The sequence below is a fragment of the Porphyromonas loveana genome (assembly GCF_003096695.1).
Lineage (GTDB): Bacteria > Bacteroidota > Bacteroidia > Bacteroidales > Porphyromonadaceae > Porphyromonas > Porphyromonas loveana.
Genome location: NZ_QEKY01000005.1, coordinates 41,458 through 65,956, shown reverse-complemented (window position 1 = coordinate 65,956; position 24,499 = coordinate 41,458). Strand labels below are relative to the sequence as shown.

The following is a 24,499-nucleotide window of genomic DNA, read 5'->3' as shown; positions in this document are numbered from 1 at the left end:
AGCACAAAAGCTCCTGTCGATGAGAAATATATTGACAGCCTGAGATTATTCTTGCATAGAAAGCATGTCGAGGTATTCTTCCCAGTCGGCATCTATCTCGCATTCGATCTCCAACGGGAGTGTTTCGTACGGCTCCAGGACTGTATTGAGACGCTCTCCGAAAACACGCTCCGTACGGGCATAATAAACCCAATATTTCATCCCTCCGCCGGTGTAGTTGCCGGTCATGATGGCCAATTTGTCCTTTTCCATCGCTTTGCGGATGAGAGGCTCGATCTCGTCGATCAGCAGGCTTGCCGATTCAGTGGGCAATCCCTGCTCATCAGCCTCATAAGGCCAACGGATCTCAATACGAATCTTCATCTTACCGCTCAATCGGAATTCGTCCAATTCCTGACGGCCGTTGACGAATACAAGACTACCTTTCTCGTCTTCGCTCAGGGCTGTAAACCATTTGTCGCTTAGTTTCATCGTCTATCTATTATCGTTTTTTTCTTATTGTGCAGCCATAGCTGAATGGAGTTGAAGGAGTTTTGCCATACTACGTAGCTGGCAGGAGCGATGGAAGAGATCGGATTCAAATAGGCCAGCGATATCCAGATAGCCAAAGATGTATTCTTCTGTCCCAACGCTTGTCCTGCAGTAACGGATTCTTGCAGATAACGTTTGCTGAGCCACTTGCCTAATGCGAACTGAATAGAGCAACTAACAAGTCCGCCCAGGGCCAACAGAAGTTCCAGTCGGATGGTATCTGCCTCCTGAGCGACTACGTAACCGGTAGTCTTGGCCATGATGATACACAACGAAACAACCCATAGCCAAAAAGCCATCTGGGGGATCTGCAAAAGCCGATTATGCAATCGCGTCGATGTGAACCGGACTACCCATGCCGACAAGAGAGGAAGCACCACGAGCGGAAGTACACCGATAAGGATATGCCCGACGGAAGTCCAAAAGGGTATATCGGCATGTGCCGTGCTAAGCGAAGAGAAGAGCAAAGGGCCCAGCACAGCTATCCCCATATGAGTGAGTAATACGTAGGTGGCTCCGAAGGCAATGCTCCCACCAAGCATGCCGATGATCACAGACGAGGCTGTGGCCGCAGGACATATAAAGCAGATCATCACACCCTCGGCTACAATAGGATCAAACCAGCGGAGAGCATAGAAGCCGCCTATCGCCAAAGCTAACTGGATCGCTGCCATGAGCAGATGCAAGCGCGAGAAGTGCATATCGCGAGGAGAGATCTTCAAGAAAGTGAAGAAGAGCATCAAGAAGATCATATACGGGATCAGAAAAGACCAAGGGGAGAGCAATGGCCAAGCCGTTACACCCACAATCATAGCGATGGGAAGAGCAAAGTTTTTCAGTCTTTTCATTTTATTATTCTTGGGTACGAGCCAGCCACAAACCGACTGCACGGCTCACGGATTCCAATCCGAAATCTTCGGGATGAACTTCCTCCCGAGCCAAAGGGACTAATTCGGCCGCATCATCATCCGCCACGGCTGAAGCAAAATCCGCCACACGGGCAGAAAAGAACAGATCGGCCGTGTGCACGATCATCCCGCCATACAGATACAAATTGGGAAGCGAGAAGAGATAGGTGACTTCTTCGACAGCCATGCCCGTTTCTTCTCGCACCTCGCGAATGATTCCAGCCTCGGCTGTTTCGCCCATATCCATAAACCCGCCGGGCAAATTCAATGTTCCTTTCGCCGGCTCATGAGCACGACGTACAGCCAGAAGGCGTCCGCCTGCGTCCGTGATGAAGCATGCTGTCGCCGCAGACGGATTGGCATAATAGACAAATCCGCACTGCGGACACGATTTTGCTTTGGCATTTTTCTCCACAAAGCCATCGTGACCGCAGCGCGGACAGTATCGGAAGACTATGAGCGGATGCTCAGCCTTTATTTCGCCTCCCATCCCAAAGCACTTGCGCCGAGCACAGCGGCATCGCTCTCTTTGAGCTGAGAGAAGAGCAGCTTGGTCTTCCCTCTATAGATGTTGAGGATGTTCTTGTCCATGTGATGGCGTATCGGATTCATCAAGAGATCGCCCGCTTTGGTCAGACCTCCGAAGAGAATGATCGCCTCGGGACTGGAGAATGTAACGAAGTCGGCGAAAGCCTCTCCAAGGATTGCCCCCGTAGTCTCGAATATCTCCTGTGCCAAGCCGTCGCCATTGATCGCAGCATCGTACACATCCTTAGAAGTGATGAGCTCGGGCTGGATGTCTCGCAGCATACTCTTGTCCGAACGGATGTCTAAGTACTCGCGCGCCGTGCGGGCAACCCCCGTAGCAGAGGTGTACGTTTCGAGACAACCCTGCCTCCCACAGCCACACATGCGACCATTGCGACGAACGATCATATGGCCAAGCTCACCGGCAAATCCATCGTGTCCGTACACAAGGGTTCCGTTTACCACGATACCGCTACCCACACCGGTGCCCAACGTGATCACGATGAAGTCTTTCATCCCGCGTGCAGCACCATAGGTCATCTCACCGATTGCCGCAGCATTGGCATCATTGGTAAGCGCCGTGGGAATGCCGAGAGCGTCTTTCAAGATTTGGGCAAATGGGATCTGAGTCTTTTTCCAAGGGAGATTGGGGGCAAACTCAATCGAACCTGTGTAGTAATTACCGTTAGGTGCTCCTACTCCGATGCCTCTGATCTTGTCCTTGCCACCTACCTGTTCGAGTAACGGCTCAATACCGGCCACCAGGTCCTTGATGTAATCATCCAGATCATTATGTGCTCCGGTCTTGATGGACGAACTCATTATCAGATTGCCACGAGCGTCCACCACGCCGAAGACGGTGTTGGTACGACCCACATCGATTCCTAATACATAAGGCTTTTCCATTGAAACAACATGTTTAGATGTTCTACTTTTAGCGATTTCCACAAAGATATTTGTTTTTCTGTCTGTTATGTTCGCAAACTGTTGCTGAGCAGATTCCGACAATAAGTGCAATTAGGCCGACATCCATCGTGTTTTTTCGTCGCAAACGATCGGAGAGCTTTTCTACATGCTGTTGAAAGATTCCTTTCGACTTCCTTTCGGTTTTTACAAGGTATAAATAGGTTCAAAATTCTTGCTGCAACCGATTTACAGGGTGTAAAAAGGCTCAAAATCCGTTTTTGACGTGATTTACATGCTGTAAATGGACTCAAATCTGCTTTTTGGAGCTTTTTACACCCTGTAAATTGGTCTTTTTCCCTTTTTGAGGCTTTCTACACGCTATAAATGATCTCCAATTTCTTTTTTGACCCTTTTTACATGCTGTAAAAAGCTGTTCCCTTTGTTTTCTCTATTGTGTATATCGGGAATTACACGCTTCCCGTTTGATTGTTACGGCTCCGTCTGCCGCTTATCTTGATGTCGAGCCATGAATAGAGCTTATTCCCACTATAATAAAAGAGAAGCCCCGTAGCCAATCCGGCCAATACATCTATGAAATAGTGAGCCTGGATGTAGACCGTCGCCAGCATCAGACAGATGCCGATCGGCAGTAAAGACCAAAACAGCTTCCTGCTGCCGCGGTGCACGAAAGCGAAGATAACCGTCGTGATGCCCACATGGCTGCTGGGGAACGCAGCGGTGGGACGCTCGCCCATCTGTTGCGACATATTGACCAGGCGATAGAATAGACCTTGATGTGCTACATCCATCTCCAGCAATTCCGGATGTGAGGCAAAGAATTTGCCGACCGGTGGGAAGCGTCCCGCGGCCACACTCTCCCAACCGATGGCCGGGAAGTAAAACTGCGGTCCCGCTACCGGCAAGAGGGTATATATCAGATAATAGACGTAGAACGAACCAAACAAAACGAAAGCCACTCGCTCGGCCTGACGATAATTAGAGATGTAGTAGAAGAGGATAACTCCCACGATGAGAGCATAGTAAACGAAGTAACCAAAATGCAGCAATTCGCTGACAATCCAATGTGGGAAGAGCTGATGGAACCAGACAGCCGGCTGACTGAGGCAGACGACCTGCTCGATCTGAGCGAAGAGGTGGTCCAGATTGTCGAAGTGTCGGTTGAAAAGATAGGTCTCGGGGTACCAATAACTCAGCAACATCAACTGGAAAATGATGCGCAGCGCCCATGTAAACCGTGACGGAGCACGATAGTAAAGCAGCGCAAAGATGCCCATGCCCACGACGATCTCCACCCTGTTAAGCAGGAGTGTGCCGGCATCAGGCATGACCGGACGCATGACAAGGAGTATGATGCCCGTAATGATGATGTAGAGCAAGGCCAGCATCTCGGTCAGGATCAGCAGGCGATTGGCATAGGCTTGGCCTACGGTAGCAGATATGGTACCGGCCATTTTCTTGGGTTTCGGTTGTTTCTTCACGACAATTTTGGTTGATGACGCATATAGAGATCTTCGACGATACCATCTGCCAATCCGATCACCGGCGCAATGATGTTACGCGCGCCAGTGATGTCGGCCACCTTTAGGAAGATCTCCGCAGCAGGAATGATTACGTCCGCACGGTCGGGTTTGAGGTGGAAGCGCACCATTCTCTCCTCAGTGGAGATAGGCTTGAGCAGTTCGTATGTATTGCGCAGGGCTTCCACCGGCATGACGCCATAGCGAGACGAGCCGCGATCCGATCCGCTCAAACGAACCAGCCTGTTGATATTACCTCCCGTGCCGATAATTGAAAGCTCGGCATACTGCTCGGTGATCGTCTCCAGTTCCGAGCAGAAAGCAGCCCATGTCTCCGGCTGCACCTTGCCACTAAGCAGACGCACAGTACCGATGTTGAACGAATGGGAGTGCTTCACTTCGCTTTGAGAGAAGAGCGTAAGCTCGGTACTACCACCCCCTACGTCCAGATAGAGATAGTTGGCTCCGTCTGCAATGAGGCGCTCGATATTATTGTCCGACACGAGTCGCGCCTCCTCATCTCCGTCGATGATGTCTATCGCTATACCGGTTTCCTCTCGGATCAGCCCCACAAGCTCCTTCCCGTTGGAGGCGTCACGCATGGCCGAAGTGGCACAAGCACGATAGTCCCGCACGCGATAGATCTTCATCATCTCACTATACGCCCGCATGAGTCTGATCATGTTGTCCGTCTTTTCCTCTCCGATATATCCCTTGTTAAAGGAGTCTTCCCCCAGTCGTAACGGCACACGCAGGAGCAGTACCTTGCTCAGAGGCTCTTCGGCCTCCTCGCTGTTGACGCACTTGATGAGCAGACGCACGGCATTAGAGCCGACGTCGATCGCAGCATAGTGTTCCTTGTTCATTTCCATTTTCTTGCTCGGACAAAGATAGTTTTTAGCATTCATTCCTTGCGATTGTCCGCTTTCGCATAGCGCATCGTAAACAGAAAAGGACTGTACGAATGGCAGCATACCCGCTTCGTACAGTCCTTGTACATGAGAGCTACTTCTCCCGATGTGGGATTAGTGGCGAGGTTTGATGTCGAGTTTGACCGGCTTGATCATGTTCTCGGGAGAGAGTATCGTATCCAGGTCTTCCTTGGAAAGGATGTCGTGCTCCAGCACGAGGTCATAGACACCACGTCCTGTCTCCATAGCTTCCTTGGCGATCTTGGTCGAATTCTTGTATCCGATGATCGGATTCAGAGCAGTCACGATGCCGATGCTATTGCGGATGTAACCGCGACATTCGTCCTCGTTGGCCGTGATGCCGTCGATACAGAGAGTGCGCAGCGTGTCGAATCCGTTCATGAGCAGATCCGAGCTTTCGAAGCAGCATTGAGCCATCACAGGTTCCATGGCGTTCAGCTCCATCTGGGCAGCATCGCCGGCGAGCGTCACCGTGAGGTCGTTACCCATTACCTTGTAGCAGATCTGATTCATCACTTCGGGGATCACGGGATTCACCTTACCCGGCATGATAGAAGAACCCGGCTGCATAGCAGGCAGATTGAATTCGTGCAGACCACAACGAGGACCGCTGGCGAGCAGTCGCAGGTCGTTACAGATCTTGTTCACCTTCACACAGATGCGACGCAGTGCTGACGAATAGCCCACCATCACAGACGTGTCGCTCGTAGCACCTACGAGGTCTTCGCTCAGACGGATGTCCCAACCCGTCACTTCGCGCAGTGCCTCGATGCAGTACTCGGCATAGCCCGGCTGAGCACAGATACCGGTACCGATGGCAGTAGCACCCATATTGACGGTGAGGAATTCTTCGGCAGCAAAGTCGAGATTTTTCAGCTCATCGTTCAGGATGGATGCAAAGCCGCCGAAAGTCTGTCCCAGCGACATGGGTACTGCGTCTTCGAGCTGCGTGCGTCCCATCTTGAGCACGTGGGCAAACTCCTCACTCTTGCGACGGAGCGAAAGGATCAGATCGACCAGATGCGGACGGAACTTCTGATATGTAGCATACAGTCCGAGATGAATACCCGTCGGGTAAGCATCGTTCGTGCTCTGAGAGCAGTTCACGTGATCGTTGGGCGAGAGATAGGCAAATTCGCCTGCCTCGTATCCCATGATCTGGAGCGCACGGTTGCAGATCACCTCGTTGGCATTCATGTTGGTAGTCGTGCCGGCTCCTCCCTGGATCATATCCACGGGGAAGTGCTCATGGTGCTTGCCCTCAAGGATCTCCTTGCAGGCAGCCACGATACCGTCCTTCTGAGCATCCGTGAGCAGCCCGAGGCGATGATTGGCCACGGCAGCAGCCCACTTGGTCATGGCCAAGCCATTGACGAAGAGCGGGTAGTCGTTCAGGTGAAAGTTACTGATAGGAAAGTTCTCAATACCGCGCAATGTCTGTACGCCATATAGGATATGGCCGGGTATCTCGCGTTCACCGATAAGGTCGCTCTCGATACGTGTAGGTTTCTTTGATTCCATAAAACGGGAATAGTATTTGATTCTTTTTTTTACAGTCCGACAAAGATACAAGTTATTTATTCACGCAGTCAAGAACTTAAGTCGGATACGCATATTCAGCGCTCCTGACCTTTAGAGGAGAACATTGAATGTTAGGTGAGCCGATGAACCTCCGGCATTGAAATCATGGAAGTGCACAAGGCCGGCTCCCAGCGTATTTGAGATCCTATACTCGTATGCTATGCGGGGGGCCATACGTCAAATATGTCTTAGTTTCCGTCCAAACGTGAGCTTGCGGACTTCCCTCATTATTGATGTTCGGATGGTGATACTGTTGATGGAGGGCTCCCATTTTTGCGATTTCCTTGGGCTGTTGCACACACGGTCATCCTGCGTTCACGGGCGGTGCTGCAGCAAAATAACCGCTCGGAATCGGACAGACGATATAATGATGCGACTAAGGAAGTTTGGTATAATGCCCCCATCAAAATAGGGATATTCCGACAATAAACAACTTGCCAAACGCTTCCGGAACTGTGAAGAAGTGTGGAAATTCTTCAAAATCCTTTTGTTCGTTTCTCAGCTTTTAGGTGCCAAAAAAGTTTTCAACAACGAATGATCGTTTAGATTCATTCTAAATAAAGAGCGCTTTGGGGACTTGTTTGGAAAGCAAAACGAGATCGAAAATACGATCACAATCCTTCGGTGATCATGTTTAGACAGCTGGAAGATCAACTTTATAATCTTTAGATTCAATCTTTATAAAGATCACTTTTGATAATTATAATCTTTGCATCTGATCTTTATAAAGTTCAAACGTCATTTTTATAAAGTTGATCTCCGGCACAAGGCAATTCGTGACCTCTAAAAACGACAAATCCCCGTTGCGTTCATGTGCGAACGCAACGGGGATTTTATGCTTTTGACGATGATGATCGGCCTTATCTCAACCTATCTGCCATTAGATCGCGTACAGTTTTTTAGACTTCTCTCTACTATACGGCCGATGTTGTGCCGTCTGTGCACAAGGAGTAAGGGTGGAAACGGGGCAAGCCTCGCTGGCTGCGGGTATATCTCTATGGGTCGTCATTGCTACTATCAATTTCTGTATGGCCGGTCGGCGCCGTCTGATATTCATGTATTTACGTTCTATAGCACCTCCTCTCGCTGCACAAAGGTAACAAAAACCAGCTTTGGCTTGCGGCCTGTTCTCGTTGATAGATGCAATATGATGGATAGAAGACGCTCAAAGAGTAGGAGGCTCAACTCCATATTTACCCACGGTTGAGTCCTCCACTTTTCTTAGGACTAGAGATGCGTCAGAAAGCAAAAAAACTGGATACTGCTTGCGCGTTTCAAAAAAACAACTACATTTGCACCGTCTCAGAAAAACGCATCGGCTTTTTCGTGGGGATGTTGGCGAGATAGCTCAGCTGGTTAGAGCGCATGATTCATAATCATGAGGTCCCCGGTTCAATCCCGGGTCTCGCTACTTACATGTGACAATCATTTGTTTCGTTTAAGAGCTTCGGAAGAGAATCCTTCCGACGCTCTTTTTTTCTTCCAACTCCCCACTTCCCTTAAACAAGTCCCCTACCTCGGCAAATCGACAATTACCAAACCAAAGCCATGATAATGAGGTTAAATATGCGTATCTTCGCTTATTCAATTATCAAGGTAAAGAACAATGCATCCATTCCTTGCCATTGGCCTCCGTTTTGATCGCATCTTGCAGATAAGAGCGGTATCTCTATTCCTGTTTCTCCTTTTTTCTTGTGCTTTCTGCAGCTTCGCACAAACGCTCACGACTGCCGAAGAACAGTTGGCGCTCGAACAAGCTCGACGACTATACCCCGATCGTGAGACTATCGCACTGAACCGCGTGGCTTTGCCCGATCACGTATCGGTAGCAGCCTATAATATAGGAGTAGGAGAGGGATTCGTCCTTGTCTCCGCCCATCCCAATGCCACTCGGTACGTATTAGGATATAGTCGAGAGGGAACTTTCGACTACAATCAGGCTCCACCTGCGGTAAAAGAGTTGCTGTCCGTGCTGAATCCAATGGCTTGCAGGCATACAAGCAAGAGGAACTATACACCGACAGGCCCGGTCATCAAAACCAAGTGGGGACAGAATGCCCCTTACAATCTATACGCACCGACTATCAACGGCACTACGGCTCCCACCGGATGCGGAGCGACTTCGATGGCACAGGTTGTAGCTCATTACGGTTATCCCCAGAAAGCTGTCGGATTGGTGTCCTATACGTCGGCCAACAGTCAGACGGACTTCGTCGTCAGCCTCGACACCATCCCGCTGGACTGGAATCTCCTCTTGGAGTCTTACGGTGCTGGTTATACGCCTGCGGAAGCAGAGGCGGTGGCAAGGCTGATGTATGCTTGTGGCGTGAGTATGCAGACCAACTATGGCGTGAGTGGTAGCAGTGCGTATCTGAACAAATTGGAGTTTAGCCTGCGTCGCTATTTCGGCTATCAAGCTTTCTCCCGCAATCAAGTGATCAACCAAATCCCTCAGGATGAATGGCACGCTTACATCGCCAAGGATATGCAGGAGGGACTTCCCATCATCTATTTGGCCAACACCAATGGCTATGGCGGGCACATATTCGTTTTGGATGGAATCGATGCAGAGGGACTCATTCATGTCAATTGGGGTTGGACGGGCTATGCAAACGGTTACTACGCACTCGGTTTCTTCAATCCGCAGGATCAGGGACGCGGCTATAATGACAACGCCATCATGATCACGGGCATACGTCCGGCAACGACCGAAACGGAGGAAGAGGAGTGTCTTTCATGGAGTACCACTCCTTTCAGCTATACGGGCGATAACAAGAAGTCTGACTACGCCGTCGCACATCTCTATACTGCCGAAGACCTTCTCTTATATGCGGGGCAAAGCATAGAAGCGATAGCGTTCTTCCCCGGCGAAGCGCAATGTGTCTATAAGCTTTGTATTTGGGGAGACGCCACTCGCCAAGAGGTGCTATACGAGCAGAATGTAACGGTGGAGAAAGCCGGCGAACCGATGCGTGTGACGCTGACCACACCTTTCCTCATTCCTACAGGTAAGGATCTCTACATCGGCTATACTGCCCAAGCGGAAAAAGGCTATCCGTTGGGAGTAGATGTAGGCCCGGCTGTTCTCGAGAAGGGCGATCTCTTCGTACTCAATCCGTCCGACGGTGCTCCTTTTGCGTCGATAAACAATGGGAAGGCTACGCCTATGGACTTTAATTTCTATATACGTGCCTTCCTGAGCGAGACCAATGCCCTCACAACCATACCATCCTCTTATCGCATCTATCCCAATCCCGCGACGGATTACATCACGGTGATAGCGCGGGAAGGGGTGCTCGAGGACGGCTTCCTCATACTACAGGATATGTATGGAAGAGTTTTGTCGAAGACAGTAATGAGTGGTTCGTCCGCAACTATCGACTTGCGTCAGCTTCCTGCAGGTACCTATTTCATCCATGACGGCAACAGAGCAGAGAAGATCATTAAGCATTGAAGTAGCATCCCCTAAGTATGATCCGAATGAAGCGAGTTGCCTTATTAGTACTTCTCTTCCTGCTATTAGTCCCTAAGCTCTCGGCTCAGCGTTTTCCGGCGATTCAAGGAATCGAATTTGATGGTGACTCGCTGACAGTTCTTCCGAGACGGCCTTGGCGTGCCATCGGAAAGACGGTGGGCATCAACATGGCTGTCTGGGGCTTCAATCGCTACATCGTCAACGAAGACTTTGCACACATCAATTGGCATACGATCCAGAACAACTTCGAGAACGGATTCGGCTGGGACAACGATCAGTTTATTACCAACCTTTTCGCCCACCCCTATCACGGATCGCTCTACTTCAATGCTGCGCGCGCCAATGGTATGAGTTTCATTTCGTCTATTCCGTTTGCACTATGTGGCAGCTTGATGTGGGAGCTTTTTATGGAGAATGAGCCGCCGAGCATCAACGACCTCTACGCCACGACGTTGGGGGGTATTGCTTTTGGTGAGATCGGGCATAGAGTGTCGGATCTTCTCATTGACAATCGGACTACGGGGTGGGAACGCGCAGGGCGAGAGGTTGCCGCAGCTGTAGTCAATCCGATGCGTTTCTTCAACCGACTTACGGCCGGAGAGGTGGGACGCACGCACCGAACGAGCGGACGCATCTTCAACAGGGTACCTGTCAATGGCGTCTTCGATGTAGGCTTTCGCTTCCTCGCCGATGCTCTTCATACGCGAACCGGAGCCACGGCTCTTACGCTCAACGTACGATTCGACTACGGCGATCAGTTCGGATCCGAAACCTTTACACCGTACGATTTCTTTCAGTTCAAAGCCGGACTGAGTATATCCGAGACGCAGCCCCTGCTGAGCCAAATCAATCTGATCGGCGTCCTTACCGGTCGACAGTTGGTGTCGAAAGAGAAGACAGTCCTCATCGGCGGTCTCTTCCAGCACTTCGACTACTACAACTCTGAGAAGCGTGTCAAGAAGAACAGTACAACCAGCAATCTCATGACACCTTACCGCATCTCGCAGGTAGCCGCCTTGGGGGGCGGTCTCATCTTCAAGCACCACGGCGGCACAGTGAAACGACCATTGAGTTTCTATGCCGAGTCTTACTTCAATGCCGTACTGATGGGAGCCAGCCTTACGGATCATTACAACGTGAACTTCCGTGACTATAACCTCGGTAGCGGATACAGCGGCAAACTCTACCTTGGCGCTACTTGCAAGAAAAGATGGAGTTGGCTGCTTGGCTTTGAAGGCTACCGTCTGTTTACATGGATAGGAGCGGAAGGCAACGATCGGAGCCAATATGATCCGACCGTCTTCCAAGTGCAAGGAGACGAAAGTAAAGCGCAACTTATCGTTGCCAGTTCGGAATTCGCCTATCATCCCGGGCCGTGGTTTATTTCACTGACCGGCCGGCGCTTCATCCGCAAGACACAATACAAGTTCTATCCGAATGTAGCATTCGACACGAGCGATGTTCAGCTCCGTTTCGGGTATTTCTTCTGAAAAACCTCATCATATAATTTCTTTCCTCATTTTGATGAATCCTCTCTTACAACCATTCGATACGCCTTTCGGCAGTTATCCTTTTGATCGTATCACGATTGCAGACTTCAAAGAAGCATTTGCGCAGGCTTTGACCGAAAAGCGAGCCGAAGCCGACGCCATCATCCATAGTACGATGCCGCCAACTTTCGAAAACACCATCCTTGCCTTGGAGCGGTGTGGCGAGCGATTGGAATTGGTGTCCGGAGCTTTCTTCAATCTCTTGCATGCCGAGAGTAATGACGAACTCATGGCACTGTCGCAGGAGATCATGCCCGAGCTGACTCGCCTTGGTACGGATATAGCCTTGAGCGAACCCCTTTTTGATCGCATCCGCACCGTTTGGGAGCATACGGCTCCTGACACGCTCACAACTGAAGAGTATCGGTTGCTGTACAACTGCTATCGCGGATTTGTGGATAGCGGTGCACTGCTTCCTGCCGAGAAGAAGGAGCGACTGCGTGCACTCTCCGATGAGATGAGTACCACCTCGCTTTCTTTCGGGCAGAACATCCTCAAGGACGAGAAGCGTTACAAGCTGCACCTCACTGATGCCGCTGCTGTGGCAGGCATGCCCGAGACGGCATTGGTGCTGGCAGCGGACAAAGCCCGACGCGGGGGTCATGCGGAAGGATGGCTGTTCGATCTTTCGGCTCCGAGTTACTTCGCCTTTATGAAGCATTGCGGCGACAGCCATCTGCGCAGGCAGATGTACGAAGCGAAAATGAGTGTAGGCTTTGCTCAGAATGAGTACAACAACGAAGCGCTCGTGCGTAAGATGGTCAATGGCCGCTTGGAAGAATCCAATCTGCTCGGCTACGACACCTTCGCCCACTACGCTCTTCACGATCGAATGGCCAAGAAGCCGGAAGCCGTTCACGCACTTCTGGACAAGCTCCTCGAGGCATACAAGCCCAAGGCGGAAGAAGAGCTGGAGATGATTAGTCAATGGGCTGCAGCTCAGGCATCCGATCCTACCTCCTTTACGATGGAGCCGTGGGACTGGGCATACTGGTCGGAGCAGTACAAGCAGGCACATTATGCCCTGGACGACGAGATGATGCGTCCCTATTTCGAGTTGGAGCGCGTAACGCGCGGTGTCTTCGGCCTGGCTACACGACTATACGGCCTCTCCTTCGCCGAGCGGGCGGATGTTCCGGTCTATCACCCTGATGTTCGAGTCTATGAAGTGTCGGACGAGGACGGCTCTTATTTGGGTTTGCTCTATACGGACTTCTTCCCACGCGAAGGCAAGCAAAACGGTGCTTGGATGAATAATCTGCGCGATCAATCGGAAGGGCAACGACCGCATATCATCATCGTGATGAACTTCACACCGCCGACGGCCGACAAACCTGCATTGCTGACGGCCGGAGAGGTGGAGACTTTCCTTCACGAATTCGGACACGCCCTGCATGGCATGCTGTCGCAGTGTAGGTTCGGATCGTTGTCCGGCACATCCGTGGCTCGCGACTTTGTGGAGCTACCCAGTCAGTTGATGGAGAATTGGCTGTCAGAAAGAGACTTCCTCGACACCTTTGCACTCCATTATCAGACGGGTGAGCCCATGCCGTCCGACCTCGTGGACAAGCTCCTTGCTGCTCGCAATTACCTCGCTGCGAGCGGAGCCTGTCGCCAGCTCAGCTTCGGCTATCTTGATATGGCTTGGCATGGCCTCACCGCCCCCGTTGCAGACGACTTGGACATCAAAGCCTTTGAAGAAGCAGCTTGGCGTAAGGCTCTTGTCCTCCCGCCTTCGCCGCCGCACACTGTTATGAGTACCGCTTTCGGACATATCTTCTCAGGTGGCTATGCGGCCGGATACTATGGCTATAAGTGGGCCGAAGTATTGGATGCCGATGCCTTCGCGGCTTTTCAGGAGGCAGGCATATTCGACAGAGGAGTCGCTTCCCGCTTCCGTCAAGAGATATTGGAGCGAGGCGATACGGCCGATGCCATGGATTTGTACGTAGCCTTCCGCGGACATGAGCCGGACATCGATCCGCTCCTGCGACGCACGGGCATCATCGCATAGTCGGCAACCCAAAAAGAGAGGCCGCACCATCATGAAGGTGCGGCCTCTGTCTTATAAGATCAAGAGGGCAGAGTGCCCTATGCGATTACTGGCGGATGCCCAATTTCTTGGCGATAGCTGCAGGGAGAGCTTTCTTGTGCAGTACGATGTTCATCGTCTTGCCGGCTACGAAGTTGCGCGAAACGTACCAGATGCCTTTGTGCTTACCGGTCTCGCCCCATGAGTTCTTCACCATGAAGAACGGGCGGCCATTCTGATTCTTGGCCATACCGTAGATGAGCATACCGTGGTCGTCTGTGAGTGAGTACTCGTCGTAACCTTTCTGACGGTATTCTTGTGTCGGTTCGATCTCGGGACAGTCTGCGCTGTTTACCATACGCATGATTTCGGCCTGCTTCTCGCCACGGCTGAGTCCTACCCAACGGTCTTGGTCCGAACCCTTAGCTTCGATACCTTCCACATCAGCCAATACGCCAATGCCGTCACGCGTGAAGCCAATTTCGCTCACGTCCGAACCCCAAGCAATGGGATAGCCGTTGTTGATGGCATACTCCATTGTCTCCATCAGCTCTGCGATCGGCAGGTTGTAAGACACTTCCCAACGCCAGTTGTCTTCGATTTCGAGGATGAACGGCGTATAGAACGGATGGTGTGTGTAAGAAGTGAGCGATACGTAGTCGTCGGCATTGAGACCGAGGTACTGCGCGAAGCTCTTCGGCGTATAGGTCTTGCCTTCGTAGGTGAATGACTCGGGAGCGGTACCCAGATAGCTGTCGATGATAGCATCATAAGCCTTCTTCCATGCCGAAGAGAGCTTGCCGTTGGGGTTCGTGATGATAGCTTTGAGGAAACCTTCCGCACCGTCGGCTATCTCGCTGTGCATATTCTTCTTCGTACCGTAGTTGAGGCCTTCCATCGTTTCTTGGGGCACCACACCGTGGTGCTTGAGCGTGTGGAGCACGTCGTAGAACGAACCGCCCTGGCTGAAGTTCAGCTTGCCGTGCATGCGCACATACTTCTCGCCTTGGTCTTTATAGGCCTGAGCCACAGCGTGCATCTCGGCCAGGTCTACGGCAGGCTTGCCCATGCGCAGCGCTTCGCTTTCGAGGAATGCAATGGCGGAGTACGACCAGCAAGTACCGGAGTTGGCTTGATCCTTGATGGAGGTGATGGGCACCTCTTTGACGATGGTAAACTGATTCTCTACAATCTCGGTCGCAGCCTTCTGCTGAGCTACGGCGGTGAATGCGCTGCAAGCCACTACGGCGGCTGCTAAAAGTGTTTTCTTCATTCTCTATTTTTGATTACTAATGGTAAGAAATTATCTCATACGGGCACAAAGATAAGCAATACCCGCAGTCTTCCCGATAGGTCGAATGACGAATTTTCGCTTTTTTCGGCCATTCTTGTCTATGATATTTGGGCGGTAAAAGCGACCTATGGCCGGATTGCAATAAGCAAATACCTCTTCTTAGTCTTTTCTTCTTGGCTATTAGTGTCTACATCGACTAATTCATAACGAATCGGAAGAAGAGTCGATATTTTTTTCTAAGGTGTTATTTGCGACAATGTGCACATTTATTCTCAATCGACAGCTCGCTTCCGCGTTTCTCATTGTCTCTAATTCTTTTGTTACCTTTGCCAGCCAACCGGTCGTGCTGCAATTTGTAAATGGCTGAATGTGAGACAGCACCGATGGCGAAAGTCAAATGTGATACGTAGTAAATGGAAGCAATAATGTATATCGAACCCTTGTTTGAGGCAGGCAATTGTCGTCTCGCCTCCCTCACTCGCCTTTTGCGGGATGATACCGTGGCGTCAGACTCAGCCAGTGTCAATAATAGTCGTCTGTTCGATGGCAAATAGGATGCCATAATCTCCCGAAACTCATAGCTGAAAGCCTCCAAGTCCCCGTTGCGTTCAGGCACGAATGCAACGGGGACTTTCCGTTTTTGCAGCTTCGAATACTCTTTTGGAGGGTGCAAACTATATAAAGATGACATCTGATCTTTATAAAGTTCAGACGCAATGATTATAATAATCAGAAACGATCTTTATAAAGATTGAATCTAAAGATTATAATCTTCATCCTCCATAGTCGGAAAGTTTGCTTCACGACTCTTCAAATTTCCACTCCGACTTCGTTTCCCTTTCCGAACGACCTGCAAAAAAACGCTTATTTAGAACGAATCTAAACGGCTCTTCGGTGTTGAAAACTTTTTTGGCACCTAATAAAATAAAAAGAGAAATCATCATCGTTTTTGTATCCGTTAAGACTTTTGCTGTCTGTAGAAAAAAGAGCCAAAACAAGTCGGGGAAAGTAAAATTACTTTCTCGTGGAAGGATTTAAGCAAGAAATTTACATGAAAATTTGGCATTTCCAAGAAAAATGCGTAGTCTTGAGGAGACAATTGTTTTTACAAACTCTAAAAATCTGCCTTATGAAGAAATTGATTCTTTTGGGTCTTGCGGTTGTCGCAGGATTTACGGCTTGCACGAAAGAGACTTTTGAGTCTCATGAAAGTGGATTACAAGGCCAGCAGTCCACGGAGAGAACATTTGAAGAAATTGTAACTGACATAACACCTAAGAGCTGATGGACAAGATGAAGAATTTGTGCTGGTTTCTTTTTCTCCTCTCTCTATTGGGGCTATCTGCATGCAAAAGCAAGACTGATGAACCTCAGGAGCCTGGAAGCTACATAGAGTCGTATGTAGAGCCAGGTGCAATAAATATTAGGGAATTCGGACATGATACTTGGGATGGAGAAAAAAAGGTAATGTGGCGATACAGTGTGAAATCGCAGTATGTTTATCGCAGAGGGTCAGAAAAGTATCAAGAGCTGAGCATCCTATATGGCGATACCGCTTTCTATGACAATATGCTTCCTCCGGATAATCCAAACAAGATAGAGAGGTCTCGCTTGGAACTCTCCTTTTTTGATTTCAACCTCGATGATGGCTTAGCCTCTCCTTCACGAGAGCATATGCCGTATGTAGCATTTGCAAAGCCTGTTGTCGCGATAGATGTAGTTGCATTGGATGACTATGATGATGAGCATCCCAAGGGCAGCTCTCTAAATGATATTGCCTTTGTGCTTTTCTTTGAATGTTGGCACTATATCCAAAGTGGCTACCAACTTAAGTATCATCCATACTGGAATCCCTTTTCTCTTGTATATCTGTCGGATTTTCCTGAAGAACCAATCAAGCTCATGAATATAGTCATACAATTTCTATTTCTGAGGGAGCCGGCTACAGCGGATAACCATAGGGTGCAGCTGACCTATCGCTTCGAGGGCGGCGGCGAAGTGACAGGTATTCTCGAAACCAATAAGATTTATCCTGAAGAAAAGTACTCAGAAGAATAGAGCATCTACTCTCTCCTAATTGAGAACAGCCCGCACTGCTTACGATGCAGTGCGGGCTGTCTCGTCTATGACGATCCGGAGAAAGCAGCCGAAGGAGACAGTAACACCTCGCTGCTCGTCTTTTCTAAGAGATTGCATGGGTGAATTATGGACTGACCTCGTTTTACGGCCGATTTTTCGCGGAAGTTATATATATTTGGACGTTTTGTTTCGGCGCAAGCCTGCCCTTGATTGCTGTCGCAGAAGGGGAAACGAAGAAGAACAATCCAATCAAACACATATCTATATGGACAACAAACAAACAACGAACAAGCTGCCCGACAATGCGTATCGGGAGCTGAAGCCGGGTGAGAAGTACGAACCGGTGATGCCCGCGGGTAGTACGCCTCGCGAGATAACGGCCTACTCCGTTTTGCTGGGCTTGGTGATGACGGTGATCTTTTCGGCTGCGGCGGCCTATCTGGGGCTGAAGGTAGGGCAGGTTTTTGAAGCTGCCATCCCCATTGCCATTCTGGCCGTGGGCATCGGCACGATCACGGGACGCAGAAATATGTTGGGACAGAACGTGATCATCCAGTCCATCGGGGCTTGCTCCGGTGTGATCGTGGCCGGAGCCATCTTCACGCTTCCGGCACTGTACATTCTGGGTTTGGAAGCCAGCTTCATGCAGATATTCCTTTCCTCTTTTATCGGAGGCTGTCTGGGCATCTTGTTGCTGATCCCATTCCGTAAGTACTTCGTCAAGGACATGCACGGTAAGTATCCTTTCCCCGAGGCCACTGCGACGACAGAGGTGCTGGTGACGGGTGAGAATGCAGGCAAGCAGATGAAGCTGCTCGTGGCCAGTGGTCTTGTGGGCGGATTGTACGACTTCATCGTGGGCACCTTCGGCTGGTGGACGGAGAACGTTTCTACGCGACTGGCCGGCTGGGGAGCCGTGATGGCAGAGAAATATAAACTGGTATTCAAGGTCAATACGGGTGCTGCCGTATTGGGTCTGGGCTACATCATCGGATTGCCCTATGCTACGATTATTTGTGCCGGCTCGTTCCTCGTGTGGTTTGTCATCGTGCCGTTGATCGGCTACTTCGCTCCGGGTATGACTCAGCCGGTAGGCGATGGCGTCTTGCTCCCGATCGGGCAGATGAGTCCGGAGGAGATCTTCGCCGTCTATGCACGCCCCCTCGGTATCGGAGGCATCGCCATGGCGGGTATCATCGGCATCCTGCGCTCGTCGGGCATCATCGGCCAAGCCGTGAAACTCGCCGGCAAAGAACTCACAGGCAAGCGACAGAGCGGTCTGATAGAGCGTACGCAGATAGACCTCTCGATGAAGGTGATTACGCTGGGCGTGGTCGTAGCCCTGGTGGTGACACTGCTATTCTTCCAATTCAATGTACTCTTCAACTGGGGACACACCCTTGTGGCGCTGCTGATCGTCTTCATTATTACCTTCCTCTTTACGACTGTGGCAGCCAATGCCATCGCCATCGTGGGTAGCAACCCCGTATCGGGCATGACGCTGATGACACTCCTCCTCACTTCTGTGGTGCTCGTGGGTGTGGGTGTAAGTGGCAAGCCGGGGATGACGGCTGCGATGATTATCGGTGGCGTGGTTTGTACTGCTCTGTCCACGGCGGGCGGATTTATCACTGACCTCAAGATCGGTTACTGGCTGGGGACTACGCCCAAGAATCAGGAGAAGTGGAAATTCCTCGGCGTGCTCGTGGCTTCGGTGACGGTGGCAGGCGTGATGATGATCCTGAACAAGACTTATGGCTTCACAGGGGACAATGCCCTTGTGGCTCCCCAAGCCAATGCAATGGCTGCCGTGATCAAGCCGCTGATGGAAGGAGGCGAGACTCCTTGGATTCTCTACGGTGTGGGTGCCATCCTGGCATTGATCCTGACGAGCATCGGTGTGCCTGCATTGCCATTTGCCTTGGGTATGTTTATCCCCTTGCAACTCAATACGCCGCTGCTTATCGGCGGACTCGTCAGCTGGTTTGTGAGCACGCGTTCCAAGGATGCAGCCGTGAATAAGTTCCGCAAGGAGCGTGGCACGCTCATCGCCTCGGGATTTATCGCCGGCGGAGCCTTGATGGGTGTGGTCAGCGCCGTTCTCAAATATCTGGAGTTCGACGCCTTCGCCACAGCATGGCACGCGACCTCGGGTGCTGAGTGGTTGGCCATCGGCATGTATGTCCTGATCATCCTCTACTTCATCGTGGACAGCGTCAGAGGCAAGAAGCACGAAGCATAAACCAATGAAACAAGCAATACGAAACACGATATTCATGACACTAAAAGAAAGATTTCTCCAATATGTGGGATTCGACACGCAGAGCGACGAATCCTCCACCACCTTCCCCTCAACAGATAAGCAGCTCGTCCTGCTGCGCCACCTCGCCGAGGAGATGAAGGCTCTCGGTCTCACCGAGGTCGAAATGGATCAGCATGGCTATGTAATGGGCACCATCCCTGCTACTCCGGGATGCGAAGGAGCACCGGTGATCGGCTTCATTTCGCATGTGGATACGGCTCCGGATATGAGTGGCAAGGATGTGAAGCCGCAGATCATCGAGAACTACGACGGTGGTGACATCCGCCTTAACGACCAGCTGATGATGTGTGTGGCGGACTTCCCCGAGCTGGCATTCTTCAAGGGGCATACGCTCATCACGACGGATGGGACTACGCTCCTCGGCGCTGATGACAAGGCCGGCGTGGCCGAAATCATGACGGCTGCCGAATACCTGATGCTGCACCCCGAGGTGAAGCACGGCAAGATCCGCATCGGCTTCACACCCGACGAGGAGATCGGCCGTGGAGTGGACCACTTCGACGTGGCACGGTTCGGAGCCAAGTATGCTTATACGATGGACGGCAGCATCGAAGGGGAATTGGAGTATGAGAATTTCAATGCTGCTTCGGCCAAACTCACTGTCAACGGACGCAACATTCACCCGGGCTACGCCAAGGGCAAGATGATCAATTCGCTCCAAGTCCTGTGCGACCTACATGCTCTCCTGCCCGAGGCGATGCGCCCCGAGGCCACGGCTGGTTACGAAGGATTCTTCCATCTCATCGGCATCAACGGTTCGGTGGAGAAGGCATCAGCTTCGTACATCATCCGCGACCACGACCGCAAGCTCTTCGACGAGAAGAAGGAACTGATGACGGCAGCCGTGGCATTCATCAACAAAAAGTATGGCTTCGAGGTCGTGGCTCTCGAACTCCGCGACCAGTACTACAATATGCGTGAGATGGTGGAGCCGCATCCCGAGATCATCGAGAAGGCCATGGAGGCGATGCAACTCGCCGGCGTGACGCCTAAGGTGCAACCGATCCGAGGCGGTACGGACGGGGCGCGGCTCTCGTACATGGGATTGCCCTGCCCGAATCTCTTCGCCGGCGGGATGAACTTCCACGGCAAGTACGAATATTGCTCGCTCGACTCCATGCAGCGCGCGGTGGAGACCATCTGCCATCTGGCCGTGTTGTGGGCCAAATAATGAAGCCCGCGACGAGAGACGAATATTTGTCGAACATTCATTTCTAAGTGTTGTCTGAGCGATGCGGGTAGCCGAGACTCTCTCAGCTCCCGCGCTTATCCGCTATCATCAATCATCAAAGCGGCTTTCTGTGTCTCTCGCAGAAAGCCGCTTTTCATTTTGTCCATAGGCAGAATCGTTCTCCAATTCATCCGTTCATATTATCCGAGATACATTGCAGCTCGATTTTATTCCCGCGCTGTTTACATGGAGCGATTGTAGACTGATTTTGGTTCCAATCTACTTACATGGAATGATTGTAAGCCGATTCTTGTCCCAAATCGTTTGCAAGAAGCCGTTGTAGCTTGATTTTCATCCTAAATCATTTGCAAATTGCCATTGTAGAGCGATTTTGGCTCCATGTAAATGTATTGGGACGATTGCAGAGCGATTTTAGCTTCATGCAAATGTATTGGGACGATTGCAGTGCGATTTTGGCTATCTGCAAATGTATTGGAACCATTGTAGCTTGATTTTGGGTCTCTGCACAATTGCATGGGACGATTGTAGCTTGATTCTTGGTGTTGCAAAGTCTTGATGGACAGAGAATTACGCAACAATTGGAGAGGGTACAATCGATCGAATTTATTGCCATGCATTTTTCCCTTTATGATTCGTGTCGGCTGCATTGCAGCGTGCATTTTGTGCCAATTGATCAGCCGACTAAGCAGTCCGAACGGTCGCGAAACATTGCTGCATTATTGTTCAGACGCTGCGCGTCGATTCGCCGGCCACCGTCCCTCTGTTTTTCCGTCCTGTCGTGACCTTTCGGCTCGCTGTCGCGATGCACGATGTTTATATTGCGCTGATATAGTGCGTATTCCGTCCGTCTGAATTATCTTTGTGCAGCGCGGGTTTGCATATGCCTACATCAGTCTTGTTGTCGGTTAGCATCCGTACAACCGAACCGTAACAACAGTTTCTCTATGCTCAACGCATTCACCACCCAGCCTCTGGGCCCTCTCCTTGAAGACATTTGGTCGCTCCTCGACGACGAGGAGCGCGATCTGCTGAATCGGCACGTGCGTCCGCTGGTATGTAAGAAGACCGTGTCGATTTTCTCCGAAGGGGATACACCCGAGAATCTTTACTTCCTCTATAGTGGCAAAATTAAGATTCTCAAAGAGGGCGTCATCGGCCGCTTCCATATCTCTCGCATCGTGAAGCCCGGGGAGTTCTTCGGCATGCGAGCCTACTTTGCAGAAGAGCTTTGTATCTCGACGGCCATCGCTGTGGAGGATTCGCGCATCATCGTGGTGCCGGCGGAGATCATCGAACAGCTCTTGGCACGAAATACAGCGCTCGGACGATACTTCCTCAGAGCGTTGGCACGCGAATTGGGAAATGCCGAGAAGCGGACGATCACGCTCACGCAGAAGCATGTGCGGGGACGTCTGGCCGAGACGCTCCTGCTCCTATGTGACAGTTTCGGCTATGAGAACGATGGTGCGACGCTCAATGTCTATCTAAGTCGTGAGGAGCTGGCCACACTCTCCAATATGACGGTGAGCAATGCCTTCCGCACGCTCTCGGCCTTCGTGTCGGATCGTATCGTCGCGCTCGACGGCAAACGCATCCGCATCATCGACATGGAGCGTCTGCGCAAGGTTGCACGCCTCGGTTGAGGTGCATAGCACTGCTGCTTCCCCCGTCCGGGTGGGCAGAAAAATCCTTCAAAAATTAGTAGAAAACAATCTCGCGGATGAGTTCCGCTCCGATGATGCCGTTGATCCGAGTGGCAAGCTCTTGTTTGCCGGTAGCGAGCTGGCTGCGCACGACGGACGAATTGAACGTTAGGTACAGCACCCCGTCATGAATCCTGCTGCGACCGATGTATTGGCACAGCGGTCCCAACGCCTTGGGAAGAGCATTGAGTGCCTCTATTTCGAGCAACCGCTCATGGATCTGAGGCTCTTCTTCGAGCCACGACCTGATCACGCTGCTTACTTCTTGTATTTCGCTCTGTTTCATCTTCGGTGCATGATTATTGAGGCGTGATCTCTCCGTTTTCGATGCTGAAGAGTCGATAGTCTTCGCTCCACGAGGCGATGATCTCGTCCAGATGTTTGCGGTTGGTGTCCGTGATGAAGATCTGACCGAAGCCGTTGCCGCCGACCAGTCGGATGATGCGTTCGACACGTGTGGCATCGAGTTTGTCGAATATGTCGTCGAGGAGCAAGATGGGCGTTTCGTCGCTATGCTGCTGTTGGTGACGAAACTGTGCCAACTTCATACTGATGAGAAAAGTCTTGTTCTGTCCCTCCGATCCGATTTTCCGGATAAGTACGCCGCCGAGCAACATCTCCAGCTCGTCTTTGTGGATGCCGCAGGAGGAATAACCCAATAGATAATCTTTGTGACGACTCTGTCGTAGTAGTTCCTCCGGTGCAGAGCCGTCAGCCAGTTGCGAACGATAGCTGAGGCTTACTTTCTCGGCCGATCCGCTGATGTCGCTGTAGAGCTCGTTGAAGACGGGGAGGAAATCAGCGATGAATCGGTTGCGCTTCTCATATATCTCCTTCGCATAACGTCCCATTTGCATTTCCAACACGTCCATCAGGGCATCGTCATGCCTCTCTTGTTTGAGCATTGTATTACGCTGCTGCAAATGGCGGTTGTATTGGATGAGGGCGGAGAGATAGTGTGCGTCCTGCTGGCTCAGTTGCTGATCCATGAAACGACGTCGTTCGTCACTGCCTCCGAGTATGAGCTGGTAGTCTTGCGGCGAGACGATGACGAGAGGGAAGCGGCCGATATGGTCGCTCAGCCGCTCGTATTCTTTCTTGTTGCGGCGCAAAATCTTGTGTTTGCCCGGGCGGATCGAGAGGAGCAGATCGGCTGCGTCGTCGTTACCATCGCGGTAGATGCCTTGCAGCAGAGCCATCTCTTCGCCGTGGCGCACGACCATATTGTCCGGCACCGAGAGGTGGCTGCGGCAGAAAGAAAGGAAGTGCAAAGCGTCCAAGAGATTGGTCTTGCCCATGCCGTTGTTGCCTACGAAGCAGTTTACCTTCGGTGAGAAGCGGCAGTCTGCCGAAGCAATGCTCTTGAAATTGACGATATGCAGTTCTTCTACGATCATTTCCGATGGGGTAAGATGGTCAGCGGGGTGTCATCCCTGCCGTCAGTCAGCCGTATTCCGGCCTCCGTGATGCCGGAGAGGGAGGGCACTCTCATATTATGCCTCAGCTCGACCTTGTAAAGTCCCGAGAGAGGGAAGTGGGCGGGGATAGGCAGTCGAAAGCGGCTTTGCTGCATGGCTATGCCGCTGCTGTTCCATTGTTGGGGTTTGTCTGCCAGTGTCAGCGCCACAGAGTCTGAGAAGACGATAAGTCCTCTCGTGGAGATGGAGTAGGAGAGCTGGAGATCGCGGTATTCGTATCTGTTGTCGTGGCGGAGGAGTACTTCCAATGAGTAGGGACGAGTGAAGTCCGGCACCAGTATCTCGAAGTCGAGGGCATCGCTCTTTTGCCATCTGCCACAAGGCACTTCCTCGTATAGGATGTGCTCGTCCGGTCGGTAGGTGCAAGCCACGGCCAGACATACTCCGCAGGCAAAGAGGACAGTCCTCATAGCCCATCGGACACGTATCCGTGCAGTGGCAGTCATTTC

General features: G+C 51.3%; 19 protein-coding genes and 1 tRNA gene. 9 read left to right on the top strand and 11 right to left on the bottom strand.

What is annotated here, in order from left to right; genetic code table 11:
* Positions 1-45: 45 nt before the first annotated feature.
* From C7382_RS03760 to C7382_RS03730, 7 genes are all read right to left on the bottom strand, one after another.
* On the bottom strand, positions 46-471 hold the full coding sequence (locus tag C7382_RS03760; protein WP_116678983.1) for a DUF695 domain-containing protein: 426 nt from the start codon (positions 469-471) through the stop codon (positions 46-48).
* Positions 468-1,379, bottom strand: coding sequence for a transporter (locus C7382_RS03755; protein ID WP_116678982.1), 912 nt, complete (start codon positions 1,377-1,379; stop codon positions 468-470). The genes C7382_RS03760 and C7382_RS03755 overlap by 4 nt, the downstream gene beginning before the upstream one ends.
* A 4-nt stretch (positions 1,380-1,383) precedes the next feature.
* On the bottom strand, positions 1,384-1,929 hold the full coding sequence (locus C7382_RS03750) for an NUDIX domain-containing protein (RefSeq protein ID WP_116678981.1): 546 nt from the start codon (positions 1,927-1,929) through the stop codon (positions 1,384-1,386).
* Positions 1,914-2,873 (bottom strand): ROK family protein, encoded by a 960-nt coding sequence (locus C7382_RS03745; RefSeq protein ID WP_116678980.1) that lies wholly within the window; start codon positions 2,871-2,873, stop codon positions 1,914-1,916. Before C7382_RS03745 ends, C7382_RS03750 begins: the two co-directional genes overlap by 16 nt.
* 467 nt (positions 2,874-3,340) lie before the next feature.
* Positions 3,341-4,372 carry a phosphatase PAP2 family protein gene (locus C7382_RS03740; protein ID WP_165815118.1) on the bottom strand — a complete coding sequence of 344 codons (1,032 nt, stop codon included), beginning with the start codon at positions 4,370-4,372 and terminating at the stop codon, positions 3,341-3,343.
* Positions 4,369-5,277 carry a Ppx/GppA phosphatase family protein gene (locus C7382_RS03735; protein ID WP_116679062.1) on the bottom strand — a complete coding sequence of 303 codons (909 nt, stop codon included), beginning with the start codon at positions 5,275-5,277 and terminating at the stop codon, positions 4,369-4,371. Before C7382_RS03735 ends, C7382_RS03740 begins: the two co-directional genes overlap by 4 nt.
* 159 nt (positions 5,278-5,436) lie before the next feature.
* Entirely contained in the window at positions 5,437-6,864 is a 1,428-nt protein-coding gene (locus C7382_RS03730; protein WP_116678978.1) for an aspartate ammonia-lyase, read from the bottom strand.
* A gap of 1,397 nt (positions 6,865-8,261) precedes the next feature.
* Between C7382_RS03730 and C7382_RS03725 the strand changes: the two genes are divergently transcribed.
* The 4 genes from C7382_RS03725 to C7382_RS03710 all read left to right on the top strand — a co-directional run bounded on the left by C7382_RS03725 (position 8,262) and on the right by C7382_RS03710 (position 13,963).
* Positions 8,262-8,335: transfer RNA gene (locus C7382_RS03725), tRNA-Met, on the top strand.
* Between the two features lie 195 nt (positions 8,336-8,530).
* The gene (locus C7382_RS03720; protein ID WP_116678977.1) at positions 8,531-10,378 is read left to right on the top strand and encodes a C10 family peptidase; all 1,848 of its coding nucleotides are present in this window, start codon (positions 8,531-8,533) and stop codon (positions 10,376-10,378) included.
* A 17-nt stretch (positions 10,379-10,395) separates the two neighbouring features.
* Complete coding sequence (locus tag C7382_RS03715; protein WP_243405650.1) at positions 10,396-11,889, top strand: DUF3943 domain-containing protein; 1,494 nt, start codon at positions 10,396-10,398, stop codon at positions 11,887-11,889.
* A 34-nt stretch (positions 11,890-11,923) separates the two neighbouring features.
* Positions 11,924-13,963 (top strand): M3 family metallopeptidase, encoded by a 2,040-nt coding sequence (locus C7382_RS03710; RefSeq protein WP_116679060.1) that lies wholly within the window; start codon positions 11,924-11,926, stop codon positions 13,961-13,963.
* Positions 13,964-14,048: 85 nt separating this feature from the next.
* On the opposite strand, the gene C7382_RS03705 is transcribed toward C7382_RS03710, so the two are convergent.
* Positions 14,049-15,254 carry a C1 family peptidase gene (locus C7382_RS03705; protein WP_116678976.1) on the bottom strand — a complete coding sequence of 402 codons (1,206 nt, stop codon included), beginning with the start codon at positions 15,252-15,254 and terminating at the stop codon, positions 14,049-14,051.
* Positions 15,255-16,404: 1,150 nt separating this feature from the next.
* On the opposite strand from C7382_RS03705, the gene C7382_RS10065 reads away from it, so the two are divergent.
* From C7382_RS10065 to C7382_RS03675, 5 genes are all read left to right on the top strand, one after another.
* On the top strand, positions 16,405-16,560 hold the full coding sequence (locus tag C7382_RS10065; protein ID WP_165815117.1) for a hypothetical protein: 156 nt from the start codon (positions 16,405-16,407) through the stop codon (positions 16,558-16,560).
* Positions 16,560-17,333 carry a hypothetical protein gene (locus C7382_RS03695; protein ID WP_116678974.1) on the top strand — a complete coding sequence of 258 codons (774 nt, stop codon included), beginning with the start codon at positions 16,560-16,562 and terminating at the stop codon, positions 17,331-17,333. The genes C7382_RS10065 and C7382_RS03695 overlap by 1 nt, the downstream gene beginning before the upstream one ends.
* A 286-nt stretch (positions 17,334-17,619) precedes the next feature.
* The gene (locus tag C7382_RS03690) at positions 17,620-19,596 is read left to right on the top strand and encodes an OPT family oligopeptide transporter (protein ID WP_116678973.1); all 1,977 of its coding nucleotides are present in this window, start codon (positions 17,620-17,622) and stop codon (positions 19,594-19,596) included.
* A gap of 34 nt (positions 19,597-19,630) precedes the next feature.
* Positions 19,631-20,848, top strand: a complete 1,218-nt coding sequence (pepT, locus tag C7382_RS03685; protein ID WP_116678972.1) for a peptidase T — start codon at positions 19,631-19,633, stop codon at positions 20,846-20,848.
* Between the two features lie 965 nt (positions 20,849-21,813).
* The gene (locus tag C7382_RS03675) at positions 21,814-22,512 is read left to right on the top strand and encodes a Crp/Fnr family transcriptional regulator (protein WP_116678970.1); all 699 of its coding nucleotides are present in this window, start codon (positions 21,814-21,816) and stop codon (positions 22,510-22,512) included.
* A 55-nt stretch (positions 22,513-22,567) separates the two neighbouring features.
* Here C7382_RS03675 and C7382_RS03670 read toward each other — a convergent pair whose 3' ends face one another.
* From C7382_RS03670 to gldH, 3 genes are read right to left on the bottom strand one after another with little or no spacing between them, the layout of a single operon-like run.
* Positions 22,568-22,858: a DciA family protein gene (locus C7382_RS03670; protein WP_116678969.1), complete on the bottom strand. Its 291-nt coding sequence runs from the start codon at positions 22,856-22,858 to the stop codon at positions 22,568-22,570.
* Positions 22,859-22,871: 13 nt separating this feature from the next.
* Positions 22,872-23,969: a DNA replication/repair protein RecF gene (recF, locus tag C7382_RS03665; protein ID WP_116678968.1), complete on the bottom strand. Its 1,098-nt coding sequence runs from the start codon at positions 23,967-23,969 to the stop codon at positions 22,872-22,874.
* The gene (gene gldH / locus C7382_RS03660; RefSeq protein ID WP_116678967.1) at positions 23,966-24,496 is read right to left on the bottom strand and encodes a gliding motility lipoprotein GldH; all 531 of its coding nucleotides are present in this window, start codon (positions 24,494-24,496) and stop codon (positions 23,966-23,968) included. The genes recF and gldH overlap by 4 nt, the downstream gene beginning before the upstream one ends.
* Between the last annotated feature and the right edge of the window lie 3 nt (positions 24,497-24,499).

Excerpts from the sequence above, each read along its gene's own strand:
- C7382_RS03705 (WP_116678976.1), bottom strand. The coding sequence starts at position 15,254 with ATGAAGAAAACACTTTTAGCAGCCGCCGTAGTGGCTTGCAGCGCATTC.
- C7382_RS10065 (WP_165815117.1), top strand. The coding sequence starts at position 16,405 with ATGAAGAAATTGATTCTTTTGGGTCTTGCGGTTGTCGCAGGATTTACG.
- C7382_RS03760 (WP_116678983.1), bottom strand. The coding sequence starts at position 471 with ATGAAACTAAGCGACAAATGGTTTACAGCCCTGAGCGAAGACGAGAAA.
- C7382_RS03715 (WP_243405650.1), top strand. The coding sequence starts at position 10,396 with ATGATCCGAATGAAGCGAGTTGCCTTATTAGTACTTCTCTTCCTGCTA.
- C7382_RS03755 (WP_116678982.1), bottom strand. The coding sequence starts at position 1,379 with ATGAAAAGACTGAAAAACTTTGCTCTTCCCATCGCTATGATTGTGGGT.
- C7382_RS03730 (WP_116678978.1), bottom strand. The coding sequence starts at position 6,864 with ATGGAATCAAAGAAACCTACACGTATCGAGAGCGACCTTATCGGTGAA.
- C7382_RS03690 (WP_116678973.1), top strand. The coding sequence starts at position 17,620 with ATGGACAACAAACAAACAACGAACAAGCTGCCCGACAATGCGTATCGG.
- pepT (WP_116678972.1), top strand. The coding sequence starts at position 19,631 with ATGACACTAAAAGAAAGATTTCTCCAATATGTGGGATTCGACACGCAG.
- C7382_RS03670 (WP_116678969.1), bottom strand. The coding sequence starts at position 22,858 with ATGAAACAGAGCGAAATACAAGAAGTAAGCAGCGTGATCAGGTCGTGG.
- C7382_RS03695 (WP_116678974.1), top strand. The coding sequence starts at position 16,560 with ATGGACAAGATGAAGAATTTGTGCTGGTTTCTTTTTCTCCTCTCTCTA.
- C7382_RS03710 (WP_116679060.1), top strand. The coding sequence starts at position 11,924 with ATGAATCCTCTCTTACAACCATTCGATACGCCTTTCGGCAGTTATCCT.
- gldH (WP_116678967.1), bottom strand. The coding sequence starts at position 24,496 with ATGACTGCCACTGCACGGATACGTGTCCGATGGGCTATGAGGACTGTC.
- C7382_RS03745 (WP_116678980.1), bottom strand. The coding sequence starts at position 2,873 with ATGGAAAAGCCTTATGTATTAGGAATCGATGTGGGTCGTACCAACACC.
- C7382_RS03675 (WP_116678970.1), top strand. The coding sequence starts at position 21,814 with ATGCTCAACGCATTCACCACCCAGCCTCTGGGCCCTCTCCTTGAAGAC.
- C7382_RS03750 (WP_116678981.1), bottom strand. The coding sequence starts at position 1,929 with ATGGGAGGCGAAATAAAGGCTGAGCATCCGCTCATAGTCTTCCGATAC.
- C7382_RS03720 (WP_116678977.1), top strand. The coding sequence starts at position 8,531 with ATGCATCCATTCCTTGCCATTGGCCTCCGTTTTGATCGCATCTTGCAG.
- recF (WP_116678968.1), bottom strand. The coding sequence starts at position 23,969 with ATGATCGTAGAAGAACTGCATATCGTCAATTTCAAGAGCATTGCTTCG.
- C7382_RS03735 (WP_116679062.1), bottom strand. The coding sequence starts at position 5,277 with ATGAACAAGGAACACTATGCTGCGATCGACGTCGGCTCTAATGCCGTG.